The organism is Kitasatospora sp. NPDC088134, assembly GCF_044741705.1.
Lineage (GTDB): Bacteria > Actinomycetota > Actinomycetes > Streptomycetales > Streptomycetaceae > Kitasatospora.
On record NZ_JBIUTD010000005.1, the window covers coordinates 143,022 to 156,136 of the forward strand.

General features: G+C 76.5%; 11 protein-coding genes. 2 read left to right on the forward strand and 9 right to left on the reverse strand.

Annotated elements, in window-relative coordinates; all coding sequences use genetic code 11:
- Window positions 1–49: 49 nt before the first annotated feature.
- The 7 genes from ACIOHG_RS10675 to ACIOHG_RS10705 form a co-directional block, all read right to left on the reverse strand.
- Complete coding sequence (locus ACIOHG_RS10675) at window positions 50–1,663, reverse strand: thiopeptide-type bacteriocin biosynthesis protein (RefSeq protein WP_400947984.1); 1,614 nt, start codon at window positions 1,661–1,663, stop codon at window positions 50–52.
- Window positions 1,664–1,682: 19 nt separating this feature from the next.
- Complete coding sequence (locus ACIOHG_RS10680; protein WP_400947987.1) at window positions 1,683–3,563, reverse strand: TOMM precursor leader peptide-binding protein; 1,881 nt, start codon at window positions 3,561–3,563, stop codon at window positions 1,683–1,685.
- A gap of 108 nt (window positions 3,564–3,671) precedes the next feature.
- Entirely contained in the window at window positions 3,672–5,393 is a 1,722-nt protein-coding gene (locus ACIOHG_RS10685; protein WP_400947989.1) for a hypothetical protein, read from the reverse strand.
- A complete protein-coding gene (locus ACIOHG_RS10690; RefSeq protein WP_400947991.1) occupies window positions 5,390–6,526 on the reverse strand; it encodes a hypothetical protein in 1,137 nt (378 codons plus the stop codon). The genes ACIOHG_RS10685 and ACIOHG_RS10690 overlap by 4 nt, the downstream gene beginning before the upstream one ends.
- On the reverse strand, window positions 6,523–9,279 hold the full coding sequence (locus ACIOHG_RS10695) for a lantibiotic dehydratase (RefSeq protein ID WP_400947993.1): 2,757 nt from the start codon (window positions 9,277–9,279) through the stop codon (window positions 6,523–6,525). Before ACIOHG_RS10695 ends, ACIOHG_RS10690 begins: the two co-directional genes overlap by 4 nt.
- A 162-nt stretch (window positions 9,280–9,441) precedes the next feature.
- Window positions 9,442–9,636: a thiazolylpeptide-type bacteriocin gene (locus ACIOHG_RS10700; RefSeq protein WP_400947995.1), complete on the reverse strand. Its 195-nt coding sequence runs from the start codon at window positions 9,634–9,636 to the stop codon at window positions 9,442–9,444.
- 136 nt (window positions 9,637–9,772) lie between these two features.
- Window positions 9,773–9,952 (reverse strand): thiazolylpeptide-type bacteriocin, encoded by a 180-nt coding sequence (locus ACIOHG_RS10705; protein WP_400947997.1) that lies wholly within the window; start codon window positions 9,950–9,952, stop codon window positions 9,773–9,775.
- 655 nt (window positions 9,953–10,607) lie between these two features.
- On the opposite strand from ACIOHG_RS10705, the gene ACIOHG_RS10710 reads away from it, so the two are divergent.
- Window positions 10,608–11,150 carry a GNAT family N-acetyltransferase gene (locus tag ACIOHG_RS10710; protein ID WP_400948000.1) on the forward strand — a complete coding sequence of 181 codons (543 nt, stop codon included), beginning with the start codon at window positions 10,608–10,610 and terminating at the stop codon, window positions 11,148–11,150.
- Between the two features lie 173 nt (window positions 11,151–11,323).
- Here the strand turns inward: ACIOHG_RS10710 and ACIOHG_RS10715 are convergent, their stop codons facing one another.
- Entirely contained in the window at window positions 11,324–12,022 is a 699-nt protein-coding gene (locus tag ACIOHG_RS10715) for a hypothetical protein (protein WP_400948003.1), read from the reverse strand.
- A 192-nt stretch (window positions 12,023–12,214) separates the two neighbouring features.
- Here ACIOHG_RS10715 and ACIOHG_RS10720 point away from each other — a divergent pair, with 192 nt between their 5' ends.
- A complete protein-coding gene (locus ACIOHG_RS10720; protein WP_400948005.1) occupies window positions 12,215–12,547 on the forward strand; it encodes a hypothetical protein in 333 nt (110 codons plus the stop codon).
- 43 nt (window positions 12,548–12,590) lie between these two features.
- Here the strand turns inward: ACIOHG_RS10720 and ACIOHG_RS10725 are convergent, their stop codons facing one another.
- The gene (locus tag ACIOHG_RS10725) at window positions 12,591–13,109 is read right to left on the reverse strand and encodes a GNAT family N-acetyltransferase (RefSeq protein WP_400948007.1); all 519 of its coding nucleotides are present in this window, start codon (window positions 13,107–13,109) and stop codon (window positions 12,591–12,593) included.
- Between the last annotated feature and the right edge of the window lie 6 nt (window positions 13,110–13,115).

Here is a 13,115-nt window from a genome sequence, read left to right on the forward strand (position 1 = left end):
GCTCCCACCCCAGGGGGCCGGGCCCGGGCGCTGCGGCGCCGACGGCCCGTCAGGAGTCCTCCCCGGCGGGGCGGCCGAGCGGGAGCAGGTACTGGATCGGCTGGTCGAGGTCGTCCAGGGCGAGCAGCTCGTGGGCGAGGTCGTCGTGCAGGCCGCCGAGCGGGATGGTGCCCAGGCCGTAGGCGGGGGCGGTGAGCAGCAGGTTCTGGGCGAGGTGGCCGGCCTCCAGCAGGCCCAGGCGCAGGGCGCGCAGCCCGTAGCGGTGGCGCAGCCGGGGCAGGTCGAGGTGGACGGCGAGGACGGCGGGGGCGGCGTCGATGCCGACGGCATCGGGGTCGGTGAGCGGGCGGGACAGGTAGGAGGAGAGCGCCTTCAGGTCGTCGAGCGCGGGGGCGGGGCCGATCCGGCGCAGCGTGCGGGTCTCGGGCAGGCAGTGGTAGGTGCCGGCGGGCAGGCCGTCGACGGCGAGGGCGAGCAGGCGCAGGTGGACGCTGTGCAGGGCGCCGCCGCTGGGGTAGGGGCGGTGGCCGGTGCCGGTCGGTGCGCAGGCGTGCCAGAGCAGGCCGCCGAGGGTGCCGGCGGCGAGCGGTCCGGTGAGGGCGCCGCGGGTGGAGCGGCGGGCGTGCAGGGCCTCGGCGAGGGTGACGGGCGGGAGCGGGTCGGCGGGCAGCGGGAGGTCGTCGGGGCGGGGCAACCGGGCGGGGGCGGGCGGGAGTTGCCGCAGTTCGGTGTCCTGGCTGCGGCCGATCTGGAACTTGCTGCGCTCCAGGTACTGGAGGTCGGCGGCGTGCGGGTCGTCGTCGGGGAAGAAGGTGAACGGCGGTTCGGTCTCCAGCAGGGTGCGGCCGGCCAGTCGGCAGACGGCGCGTTCCTCGTCCGGGCCGACGCCCAGGCGGTTGAACAGCATGTGGAGTTGGGACGCCCAGACCCAGCCGAGCCGTTCGGCGCCGGCCTCCGGGTCGGCGGCGCGCATCCGGGCGGCGGCCTCGGAGACCCGGACCGACCAGTCCTGCAGCCAGGGCGCGGCGGTGCCCGCGTCGAGCGCGCCGCGCAGCGCTTCGGCGCGCCGGGCCAGGGTCGAACGCTGCTGCGCGTACACCGAGTTGACGTTGCCGTGGACGGCGGCGCCGGGCAGTGGCCGGTACTCGGTGACCCAGCGCCAGGAGGCGGCGTGCCGGCGCAGCCAGCGGGCGGCGGGCAGGGGGGCGAGGCCGAGTCCGTGGGCCGTGGCGTGCGCGAGGTCGAGGGCGACGGTGAGGCGGTCGCCGCCGGAGCGCAGGGCGTCCAGGGCGTGCAGCACGGTGCGGGTGGAGCGGGTGAAGACCTCTTCCGCGATCGGCAACAGTCGTGCGCCGCCGTACCGTTCGGTCTCCGGTTGGTAGGGAACGGCGGTGACGGCACCGGCCCCCGTCGGCAGGGCGGCCAACTCCGCAGCCAGTGAGCCTGGTTCGGCCGCCCCTTCGCGGAACCGGATGCGCAGGTGCGGGCCACCCTCGCCGTAGCGGATGAAGAACCATTCGCTGTAGGTGATCTGATGGTCCATCAGCGGGGCGAGGTCCTCCACCAGGAAGGCGTCGGTGGCGGCGGTGGGCAGCGGCAGGGCGAGGTGCAGGCTGTGCCAGTGGGTGGCGGTGGCGGCTCGCGGGTGGTCGGTGGTCATCATGGCGGCCTTCCCGGGGCGGTCAGGGGAACGGGTGCGGGTGGAGCGGGAGTTGGGCGTGCCGCAGCGGTGCGGGAGTGCGGCCGAGGCGGTGCGGGACGTCGAGCAGGCGGGGCAGGCCGCGGGTGCGGCGGTTGGCGTGGCCGAAGGTCATCGGCAGGGTGCCGGGCACGATCACCTTGGCGGCGTGCAGGCCGAGCCGGTCGCGGACGCCGGGCTCGTCCTGCCGCACGGCGATCACTTCGAGGCCCTGCCGGGCGAGCCGGTCGACGGTGTCGTCCAGCAGTCGTCCGAGGTCGGTGACGGGCTCCGGGGCGTCGGGCCAGCGCTGCTGCCAGGGGACCGGCGGCGGGCCCTGGAACAGGAACTCCAGCCGGTCGACGGCCTCGGGGAGCGCGTTGACGCCGACGTGGTCGTCCAGCGAGACGACCAGGTCGGGCCGCTCCAGCAGGGTGCGCAGTCGGGCGGGGTCGCGCGGGCCGCCCTGCGCGGCGTCCCGGTGCGGAGCCTCCTGCACGTTGGTGACCACCTCGGCGACGGCGGAGCGGATCGCGGCCCGCGGGTCGTGGTGGGCCCCGGCGGCGAGGAACGCCCTGGGCGCGTCGGGGTGTTGGCCGGTGTAGCGGCAGACCGCGATCACGGCGGGAACGCCCAGGTCGGCGGTGGCGTCGAGCAGGGTCAGCCGGTAGCCGAGCAGCCGGGCCCGGTCGGCGAGCGCGGCGACCTCCGGATCGTCCTCGGGCACGGCCACGGCGGGCAGCGGCGTCGCCGGGTACCAGGCCATCAGGAAGGCGTCCCGCTCCGCCACTTCGAACAGCCCGTACAGCACCGCCTCCTCCGGACTGTTCCCGAGCCCGCACCCGTTCGAGGACTCGTACACCACCCGGGTCGTCCGTCCCGGCACGTCCCAGTACGCGACGTGTTCCGGCACGGCGACGGCCCGGCGGTGCGTCAGCGACCAGCCGTGCACCCAGTCCAGTTCCAGCTCGGGCGCGTACGGGACGGTGGCGACCCCGGGCTGCCCCGCCGGAGTCTCGTCGGGCAGCCCGAGCCGGACGGGGTCCAGCACGGCCGTCGCCCCCAGGGTCCGCGCGAGCGCGCGGTACGAACCGTGCAGCGCGGTCCGCCGGCCGAACGGCCGCATCCCCGTCAGCCGCTCGACCGCCTCGAACAGGGCGACCCGTTCACTGCCCCGGTAGTCGACGGCCCGCCCGTAACCGCCGTCGTCGAGCAGCCGCCCGTCGGTCACCCACGCGGTGGTCAGCGCGAACGCCGAGTCCTCGGTGCGGAACAACCGCCGTACGGGGCCGAAGCGTTCGTCGAACAGCTCGTCGCGCATCCGGTCGCCGCCGGTCCGGTCGTTCGGCCCGCGCAGCACCGCCGGGTCCGGCAGCGGGCGGGCCGCTCCCCCGACCTCGATGCCGGAGTCGGCGATGTCCTCGGGCAGCGGGGCGCACACCGGGCACCCCCCGACGGGGCGGACCCGGTGCGTCGACCAGCGCGCCCGGTCGCCGTCGACCAGGTGGACGGTCGCCCCGTCCTCCCGGTCCTCCTGCACCAGGCCGGTGGCGAGCGCCGTCACCGCGGCAGAGAACGCGGGCGTTCCCGTCCCGCCGAGCACCAACGCCCCGCTCGGCCAGGGCACCCGGCCACCGGCGGTTGCCAACCGCTGCCGCTCCGCACACACCAGGCATCCGACCGCGCCGGACCCGAGCACCGGCCCCACGACGGTCGACGCCCCGTCCTCCCGCACCGGCACCCACCGCACGGCCCGCCCGACCGCGGCCCGGCTCAAGCGCTCGGCCGACTCCAGCGTCCACGCCGGCAGCCGCACGATCGCCGCCCCCTCGAACGAGGCCAACGCCTGCTCGACGTCCAGCACCGGCAACGGCTCACCGCTCATTGCGCACCTCCGCCCCGGACCGCCCGAACTCCCCGTGCCCGACACCGCGACCGCCGAGCCCTGCGGCCGGCCGACAGCCCACTGTCCGTTCGCCGACGACCTGCGGACTCACCGCGCACCTCCCGGTACCAATACCGTGAACCCGCAGCCCGCCAGCGCGGCTGCCACGGGGCTGCCCGGCGCCGCCTCCGGTTCCGTCCACGGGTCGGCCGGCTTCCGCAGGGCAGCCTGCAACTCGCCTTCCCGCTGCGCCAGTTCGACCAGCCAGCGGTCGGTGTGACCGGCGTCGGCCCAGGCAGCGGGGCGCAGCCCGGTGGCCGCGAGGGGGGCGAGGGCTCCGCTGGGCGCGGTGCGGTGGGCGGGGGCCGGGCCGTGTGCCTCGGCGGTGCGGCGGGCCAGGGCGGTGAGTGCGGCGAAGGCGAGGGCGTCGGCGGGGGTGGCCTCGATCGCGCGGGCGCCCTCCGCCTCGGCCCACCAGACGTCCGTGCCGACAAATCGACTGAGCGTCAGTTCGGGTGCCCGGCCCAGGCTCCGGGTCAGCGCGCTGAGCCAGTACGCGGTCTGCGGGTGGTCGAGGTGCTCGGCGCGCGGCGGCCCGGCCGGTTCCCGGAGCGCGGTGCGGGCGGACCTCCGCAGCGCCCTGCCGTACGCGTGCGCCGGGTCGGCGCCGACCACCGCCTCGACGGCCGTCCCCTCGGCGGCGAGCTCCAGTTCGGCGGCGCGGCAGGCGGCTGCCAGCCGGGCCAGATCGGTGCGCGGAGCCCCCGCGAGCAGCGTCCCGCCGGGGGTCGCGCAGGACACCAGGGCGACCGGAAGCTGCGGCAGCCCACCCGCCGAGGGGGCGTCCAGCACCCCGAGCCACTCGTCGCCGAGCGCGGCCACCCGGTGCAGCGCCTGCCCGAGATCGGCGGGCGCCGCCCCGGGCTTCCCGGGCCCGGCCACCCACGGGTGGTACCCGGCGCCCGGCGGCCGCTCCCGCGCGATCAACACGGCCGGACGCCCGGCGGGCAATCGCGGATCGTCCACCGCCTCCCCGGGATCGGGCAGGCCCGCGACCGCACACACCAACCGCTGCGCCGCAGCCGCCCCGAGCAACCCGGCCAACACCGACCCGCCCGCACCTGACGCCTCTTCGCCTCCGTCCACCCGCAACCGCGCGGCGAGCGCCACCGCCCCGCTCGCCATCGACTCTCCAGCACCGGAAGCCCGCTCGCTCTCTCTACCCCTCCGCAGCCGTGCGGTGAGCGCCGTCGCCTGCTCCCGCACCCGTTCCGGGTCGGTGAGCGCGGCGACGTATCCCCCGCCGGGGCGGGTGCCCGCAACAACAGCAGTAGTCCCCTCCCCGACAGCGGCGATCACCAGGCCCGGCGGCAGGGTGGGGTCGGTGGCCGTCCGGGCGGGGGCGGTGCCTGCGGCGGTGAGCGCTTCGGCGCAGGCGCGGGTCAGCGGATCGGTGGGGTCGGCCGTGGTGAGGACGGGGCGGGCGGCGGCGAGGGCCCGGGTGACGGCGAGCGGGTCGGCAGCCACCGCACCGGCCCAGAGCGGGAGTTGAGTGCCCTCGGGGTGGTCGACCAGCAGATCGTGCTCACGCAGCCGGGCCGCCACGGTCGCCAACGCCGCCTCCACCGCCGGCTCCGGGTCGGCCGCGACCGGCGGGGTCTCCCCGAGCCGCTCCGCCAGGAGCTGCCACAGCCGGGGCAGGGCGCGGCTGCCCTCGATGGTGACGGCCGCGCCGCGGCCGCGCAGGTGCAGGCCGTCGCGGAGCGGGGTGACGGCGACCCCGGGGCGCAGCCGGGGCCGGGAGGGGCTGCCGTCCCCAACGGCGTTCACCGGGCACGCTCCACGGCTTCGGTGACCTCGGCGACGCGGTCCTGCCAGCGGTGGCCGGTGAGGTCGGGGACGGTGCGGACCACCAGGTGCGCGGCCAGGTAGCGTTCGAGCGGGCGGACGTCGCAGATCGCCAGCAGGCGGTAGAGACCGTTGGTGGCGGCGCGGTGGATCAGGTAGTCGGGGCGGGTCCACATCGTGCCGTCGGGGTCGGAGCGGTGCAGTCGCCGGTGGAACTCGCTGTAGTGGAGCCGCCGTTCGGGGTCCCAGCGGTTCGCGGTGGCGGGGTCGCCGAGCGCGGCGGCGCGGTCGCGGTACTCGGCGCGGCTGCCGCCGAGGTCGGCCCCGGCGGCGTGCCGGGCCCCGGCGAGCCGCCAGGCCGTCCGGGACCAGGCGGCCCAGTCCCGTTCGAAGCCGCGGGCGCCGCCGCTGGTGATCCGTTCGACCAGGGCGGTGACGGTCGCGCCGGACCGGTCCCAGGTGCGGTCGAAGGCGGCGCGCAGGCGGCCGTCGGGGTCCTCGTGCAGGAGGAAGTCCTCCAGGTGCGAGAGGTAGGAGTAGTGGGCGCCGATCAGGCCGTCGGGGTGGGCGGTGGCGTGCGCGGCGAACGCGGCGGCGGCGAGCTGGACGCGGGCGGCCTCGGTGTCGCCACGTCGGCCCAGGTACTCGGCGCCGGAGCCGAGCGCGGGCAGGCCGCGTTGCAGCAACTCGTCGCGCAGCGCGGTGGCTTCGACGCCGAGCAGGGCGTGCAGCGCGGCCGTGGCGGCGGGGTCGGCGGGGGTGGTGCGCACCGTGTTGTCGGGGGTGAGCGGGCCGTAGGGCGGGGCGAGCAGTTCGGCGCGGCCGGCCGTCTCCGCCTCGGCGAGCAGCTGCTGCTCGCTGCGGTCGTCGGTCGACGGGTGCGCGGTGACCCAGCGGCGCAGCCGCACCGCGGCGTGCGCGGCGGCGGCCGCGGCGGCGTCGGCCGGGCCGGCGAGGCGCAGTCGCAGGTGCGGCCCGAACCGCCAGTGCCGTTCCACCTGGGCGGTGAGCCCGTCGGCGGTGGCGGCCCGGGCCAGCGGCAGCACGGCCTCGCGCAGCGCCCGCGCCTTGACCGGCTGGTAGTACGTCAGCACCACGTCGTGCGCGCCGCTCATCGCCCGCTCCCTGTCCCCGCCACCATGGTCAACTCCTTTGTCTTTTCGGCCTGTTGTTCCTGCCCGTCGGCTGCTCTGCCGCCCCGGGCCGGACGGTGGCTCTCCAGCACGTACTCGACGGTGTGCGTGTCCTCGGGGTCGCCGCCGATCGCGGGCAGCGCTTCCTCCAGGACGGCGCCGTGCGGGTGGCGGGAGAGCCAGCGGTCGAGGTGCAGCAGGTGCAGCGGATTGCCGAGGTCGACGGGTTGCGGCTTGGCGGCCCGCAGGTGGGCGGCGAACGCCTCGGCGGGCGGGCGGTCGGGCTCGGCGGGCTCGGGCACGGGGTGCAGGAAGACCTGTTCGGGCAGCCCGAGCCGGGCCCGCCAGCGGGCGACGGCCGCCGCCGGGACGCCGGACGCCCTTTCCCCGTCGGCCAGTTCGGTGCGCAGTTCGGCCAGCACGGCGGGCGGCAGGTGCCAGCGGCGGCGGGCCAGCACGACGTGCCGGTGGCGCAGCCGGGGGGTGCGGTGCACGGTGCCGCCGGGGGCGGGCAGGGCGGTGCGGGGCAGCCAGGAGCGGAGGTCGACCACGCCGTTCGGGTGGTCGTTGAGCAGTGGTCCGAGCCGCTGCGGGAGCATGATCGGGGCCAGGAAGCCGAGGTAGAGCACGTCCAGGTGTTCGCCGGACGACCTTACCCGGAGGCGGAGTTGGTCGCTGGCGGGGTCGTGGACCAGGTCGAGGTCGGCCTCGGCGAGGGCGGTGCGGTGGCGGTCCGGTCCGATCTCCTCGGGCAGCAGCAGCGGGTGCAGGTTGGCGTTGAACCCGCCGACCGGCCGCAGTTGCGCCGCCCGGGCCCCGGGGCCCAGCCCGGCCCGGATCTGCCGGGCCACCGCACCGGCCCGACCGTCGGCCGCGCTCCCGCCCGCGTCCCCACCCGCGTCCAGGAAGCGGCTGGTGAACCGCCCCCAACCGCCGTAGATGTGGTTGACGCACAGCAGGTCCTCGGACGTGTCCCGTTGGACGAACCAGGAGTAGCCGAGCGGGCGGGCGGCGGTCCAGTCGGGGAGCCGGTCCGCGAGGGCGCGCACCGCTCCGGCGGGCAGCACCAGTTCGCCGTCCGTCTCCTCGATCGCGGTGAACTCGGCCCGCAGCACGGCGAGTTCTTCCGGTATCCGGCGTTCGGACCAGGCGTCGGCGGCGTCCGCGCCGAATTCCCAGGGGGCGGTGCAGATGCCGCCGACGCCGTACCGGGCGACGAAGCGGTCGCGGGCCGCCCGCCGCATCAGGTGGCCGTGATCGAACAGTTCGGCGAGCGCGCCGAGTTCGGCCAGCGCGGCGCGGTCGGCGGCGGACCCGACCGGGCCGACCGGGGCGGGGGCGTGGACGTCCTCGCCGAGCACCGTGAGCGGCGCGGCGCCGGCGGGGACGGGTCGACCGGCCTCGGCCAGCACCTGCCGCCACTGCTCGGCGAGTTCGGCCAGCGCGGCGGGCCGGCGGGCGGCGGGCGCGTCCCGGAAGTCCTCGGTCGCGGCGTCGATCAGGCGGATGCGGCGCACCAACTCGGCGTCCTGCGGCCACTGTTCGAGCCAGTCGGCGAGGGCGGCGAGCGGTGCGGGGTGCTGCGGGTCGACGGGTTCGACGGGGACCAGCAGGTCGGCGTCGATCAGCTGGTCCAGGAAGCGGCCGACGGCCCGGTCCCCGGCGGGCCGGCCGAGCGCCCCGGCCAGCCGGGCGGCCAGCCGCTCCGGATCTTCCGGAGTCTCCACCATCCCTTCCACCAGGGCGAGTTCGGGACGGGCGGCGAGTTCGATCCGCTCCTCCCGGGCCACCAGGTAGCGGCCGCCCGCGAACACCGTCCGGGTCCGGGCGTACCCCACCCGTCCGCCGCCCGCACCCTCGGCGTCCCGACCGGTGTCTCGATCGGCGTCTCGATCGGTGTCCCGACCGGCGGCGCTGGCCATCCGGTGCGGGAGCGAGCGCCTGCGCCGGGGCAGGTCGAGCAGGGCCACCACCAGGGCGCCGACCAGGGTCCGGTTCTCCCGCACCACGTTCCGCAGATCCTGACCCAACTCTCCTTCCTCATCCACCGGTTCACCGCTCGACCAGCCGACCGAGGTGAACCAGGACAGCGGGCTGGTCTTGCAGGTCGCCCGCAGGACGTGGCGCAGCACGGCGGCCTCGCCCTTGGGACGGCGGGCCGCCGAGCCGCCGTCGGCGGCGGCGGTGACGGCGCGCAGCAGGTCGGCGCTGGTGGTGGCGACGGCCCGGGCGAAGGCCGGTTCGCGGCAGAGCGCGGCCAGCACCGTCCGTTCGGCGGCCAGCGCGGGCGGGACTTCGGCGGCCAGCGCGAGCAGCAACTCCTGGCGCCGGGCGGCGACTCGGAGCCAGCGGGCGAGCCGGGGCAGCCGTTCGGGCAGGTCGCCGAGCCGGTCGACGGGCAGCGGGCGGGGCGGGCGCCCGTTGTGCAGGTCGCGGCGGAGCGGGAGCACCACCCGGCGGTGGAACTCCTCGCCGTGGCCGGACCGGCTGGCGTACAGGTCGTCGGCGAGCAGCGGCCGAAGCTGCTCCAATTCGGCTTCCAGGGAGCAGAGTTCGGTGAGCGCCGTGCGGACGGCGGCACTCTGCGCGGACTGGGCGGGCCGGGCGACGACGGTGGAGCGGACGAGCGCGTAGGGCGCGAGGACGGCCGGCGCGGCGGGCCGGGGCCGGAACCGGCGGTGCGGGGCCGGAACCGGCGGTGCGGGCGGGCGGGGCTGGACACGGCGGGCGAACACCTCCGTCGGTCGGAGCGGTCGATGGGACGTGACCGCGAGGGGCGGGCGGGGAGGAACGGCGCACGGGAGCCCGACGCCATCAGCGGCTGCGGACGCGCCGGGTTCCCGTGCCGTGCGGGCCGATCAGGTCAATCAGGTCAATCAGGTCGATCAAGGCCAGGTCTAGTAAGGCTGGGTCGGCGGGTGCGGGACGGCGCAGGACGAGGACCCGCAGGAGGTGGAGCTGGGGGCGCCGGACGCGCCGCCCTCGGGCAGGGCGACCGTGTCCCGCAGGGCGGTGACGGTCAGTTCGCCGAGATCGAGGTCGAGACCGAGGTCGTCGAGCGCGAGATCGGTCCCGGTGAGGTGGTCGGCCATCGGGCCTCCGTTCGGTCGGGGCCGGCCCGACCCGGGCGAGCGGGTCGGGCCGGCGTTCGAAGGTCGAGCAGTGCGCGAGCACCGAGCAACGCCCGGGCCCGGTCCGGCAGTTGCCCCCGGACCGGACCCGAACGGGTCAGAGCTCCTGCGGCTGGGCGCAGGAGGACGAGCCCTGGCAGGAACAGGACCCCCAGGACGCGCCGTTCTCGGGCAGCGCAACGGTGTCGCGCAGAGCGGTGACGGTGAGCTCGCTCAGGTCGAGGCCCTGCAGGTCGAGGGCGGACTCGAGCTCCGTGGAACGGGACAGCTCGGACATGGCTACTCCTCTGATGGGGTGGTGGACGTGCCGGGATGACTGCGGCGTGCGTGCCCGCAGGTGGTGCGGCCGTGCCGGTGACCGGGCCCCCCTTGGTCGCGGTCCGGGATTTCGACTCCCCGGGCTTCGCGCCGACCCGTTGCCGAGTCTAGGAAGGAACCCCCGCCAGGAGGACAGGGCCTCGACGGCTTGGCCGATTGCCCACCACCCCCGCCCGCACCCCCGCTCCCCCCTTCCCGCAGGCCGTGCCCACCCTCCCCCGGCCGCCACCGCCCCGCCGGCGCCCCGGCACGCCCTCGCAACGACCGAAAACCGATCCCCGCCCGCGAATATCCAACTAGCCAATCTGACAAGGAAGTTGACGTATCGTCAGGGTAGCGCCCGGCCGCCGTCGGAGATCAACCGGACCCCTGTCCGAACTCCTGACGAAGAGCGACGAAATCCTGTCGCCCGGCACACGGCGGCCTGCCCTCCGCCGCCAAGGCCGATCCCGGACCCGACTCCGGACGGCGCGGGACCACCGGTACGACGGCCCACGGCGACACCCGGGCACGCCCCGGCCGACCAACCCGACCGACCAACCCGCCCGCCCGGCCCGCTTGGCTCGCCCGCCCGGCGATCGTCACCGGCCGCGCAGCCGTACTACGCTCCCCGGATGCCCGCACCCACCGACCGGTCCTGGCCCGTCGCCACCGAGATCAGCACTGCCGCGCTCCGCCTCGAACCCCTCCGGGCCGAGCACGCGGCGGAGGCCCACCCTCTGTTCGCCGACCCGCAGTTGCACGCCTTCACCGGCGGCACGCCCCGGACCCCGGCGGAACTCGCCGACGCCTACCGCCGCCAGGCCCTCGGCCACTCCCCGGACGGCTCCCAGGGCTGGCTCAACTGGCTGCTCCGCCGCACCTCGGACGGCGTCCTGGTCGGCACCGTCCAGGCCACCCTCGAACGCCCCCGCCCCCACCCGGCCGGTCCGACCGCCGAACTCGCCTGGGTGGTGGGCACCGCCCACCAGGGCCACGGCCACGCCAAGGAGGCCGCCCTCGCCATGGCCGACTGGCTGCGCACCCAGGGCGTCACCGACCTGGTCGCCCACATCCACCCCGACCACCACACCTCGGCCGCCGTGGCCCGCGCCCTCGGCCTGACCCCGACCGACACCCTGGTCGACGGCGAGATCCGCTGGCACTCGGCCCCGTAGCTCCCCGCGCCCCCCAGCCCGACAACTCGCCGTATCGGCGCCCCGACCACCGCCAACGAGCCCGGCCGACAGGCGGCGCGCCACTGGGGGCCGCCGGGCCCTCCCGCCTGCGTGACCGGCCTCCGCCACAGCCCTGGACAGACGGGAAGACCGCCATCGGCACGGGACGACCCTCAGACGAAGGACGTGTGCAGGTACCTGAGGGTCGCCGTCGCCACCAGCCAGGCCGCGGCGGCGAGGCCCAGGGTCAGAGGGAAGGGCCACTGGACCAGCGCGAGGAGCACCGTGCCCATGGCGGTCACCAGGGTCGTTCCCATCAGCAGGAGCGGGGCGCTGCGCGGGAACGGCGGGTTCCGGCCGGGCAGTCCGTAGGACGTCACGACCGTGCCCAGGGCGATCAGCAGTGTCGCTCCTGCCAGGCCGAGCCAGCCCTGCCGGGAGAGCGTCGGGACGCCCACCTCGTGCCCGTCGACGGCGATCCGGACCACCAGGCCCTTCCAGACCTTCAGGTCGACGGCGCTGCCGGACTCCACGTGCTGGTGCAGGAACTCGTCGACCTCGTACTCCTCGGTCGGGCCCGTCCCGCGCGCGACGCGCAGGTAGTAACCGGTGCCGTCCTCGATCGAGTCGGAGACCCGTTTCGCGGTGACCCGGCCGCTCTCCGCAAGCAGGCAGTCGGCGTCCGGCCCGGGCGCCGGGGTGCCGCAGAGCGGGGCGCTGCGGTAGGCGGCCCGCTCCTCGAAAGCGCCGACGAACAGCAGGAAACCGAGCAGGACCGGTGGCAGGCCCGCGAGGACGAACGCGACGCGCGCGCCACGGGAGTCCCACCAGGGTCGCGTCCGCCCGCCCGGAGTTCCCGCCCGCCGGTCCATCCGCTCCCCCTGCCCGCCTCGCCGTGTCCGTGTGCGATGCACCCGTGATGTTCCGGGCCGCACGCCGGATGATGCCAGGAACGCCCGCCGTGGGCGAGGGAGTTCACCGCACCCCCGGCCCGAAGGATCGTGACGCTCCAGCTGCCTCGTCCTCGGCCGTGACCTGAACGGACGCGCGGCGGTTGACGGTGGGTGAGCTCTTCTTCCTACGCCCGGGTGCTCGGCATCGGGCTGAACGCCCTGATCCCGACCGGCAACGCGGCCGCCCCGGCCGTCGAGTCCCCGGCGGCGGCCGTTCCCGCGCCCGCCGTTCCCGGACCCGCCGTCTCCGCCGCCGCGGGCCGCCGCGCCGCCGACCGGCTCCTGCAACTGCGCACCGTCGAGCTCCCGGTGCCGGTGGCCGCCGCGGCGGCGGAACTCCTCGCCCTGCTGCTCGACCACCCCGACCCCGTCACCCGGGAGACCGCCCGCACCGTCCAGGGCCGGCTGCGGATGGCCGCCCGGGTGGCCGGCACCGCGCTGTGAGGCCCCGGCCCGCTCGGCCCCGGCCCGCTCAACCCCGGCCCGCTCAACCCCGGCCGCGTTCCGCCGACCGCACGTCCTCCACCGTCAGGTCGCACGCGTACCAACTGCCGGACTTCCCGCCGATCTCGGCCGGATCGGCGGGGCCGTCGAGGACGAAGCCCGCCTTGGCCAGCACCCGCCGGGAGCCCGCGTTCTCCTCGGCGACGGCCGCCCGCAACGTGGTCAGCCCGTACCGGGTCGCCGCCAGGCGGCACAGTTCGCGGACGGTCGCGGTGGCCAGGCCGCGCCCGGTGGCGTGCCGGGCGACCCGGTAGCCGAGGGACGCCGTGCCGTCGACCAGGTCCATCAGGTTGAACCGGCCGAGCACCGAGCCGTCCTCGGCGAGGAGCAGGTGGAAGGCGCAGACCCCGGCCTCCTGCTCGTCCAGGAGCGCCCGGTACCGGTCGGCGAAGCGGGCGAAGAACTCGTCGCCCCGGTCGGGGACCGCGGCCGCGAAGTAGGCGCGGTTGGCCCGCTCGAAGGCCAGCACGGCGGGCGCGTGCTCGGCCCGCAGCAGGACCAACTCGGC

Excerpts from the sequence above, each read along its gene's own strand:
- ACIOHG_RS10715 (WP_400948003.1), bottom strand. The coding sequence starts at position 12,022 with ATGGACCGGCGGGCGGGAACTCCGGGCGGGCGGACGCGACCCTGGTGG.
- ACIOHG_RS10675 (WP_400947984.1), bottom strand. The coding sequence starts at position 1,663 with ATGATGACCACCGACCACCCGCGAGCCGCCACCGCCACCCACTGGCAC.
- ACIOHG_RS10705 (WP_400947997.1), bottom strand. The coding sequence starts at position 9,952 with ATGTCCGAGCTGTCCCGTTCCACGGAGCTCGAGTCCGCCCTCGACCTG.
- ACIOHG_RS10710 (WP_400948000.1), top strand. The coding sequence starts at position 10,608 with ATGCCCGCACCCACCGACCGGTCCTGGCCCGTCGCCACCGAGATCAGC.
- ACIOHG_RS10690 (WP_400947991.1), bottom strand. The coding sequence starts at position 6,526 with ATGAGCGGCGCGCACGACGTGGTGCTGACGTACTACCAGCCGGTCAAG.
- ACIOHG_RS10700 (WP_400947995.1), bottom strand. The coding sequence starts at position 9,636 with ATGGCCGACCACCTCACCGGGACCGATCTCGCGCTCGACGACCTCGGT.
- ACIOHG_RS10680 (WP_400947987.1), bottom strand. The coding sequence starts at position 3,563 with ATGAGCGGTGAGCCGTTGCCGGTGCTGGACGTCGAGCAGGCGTTGGCC.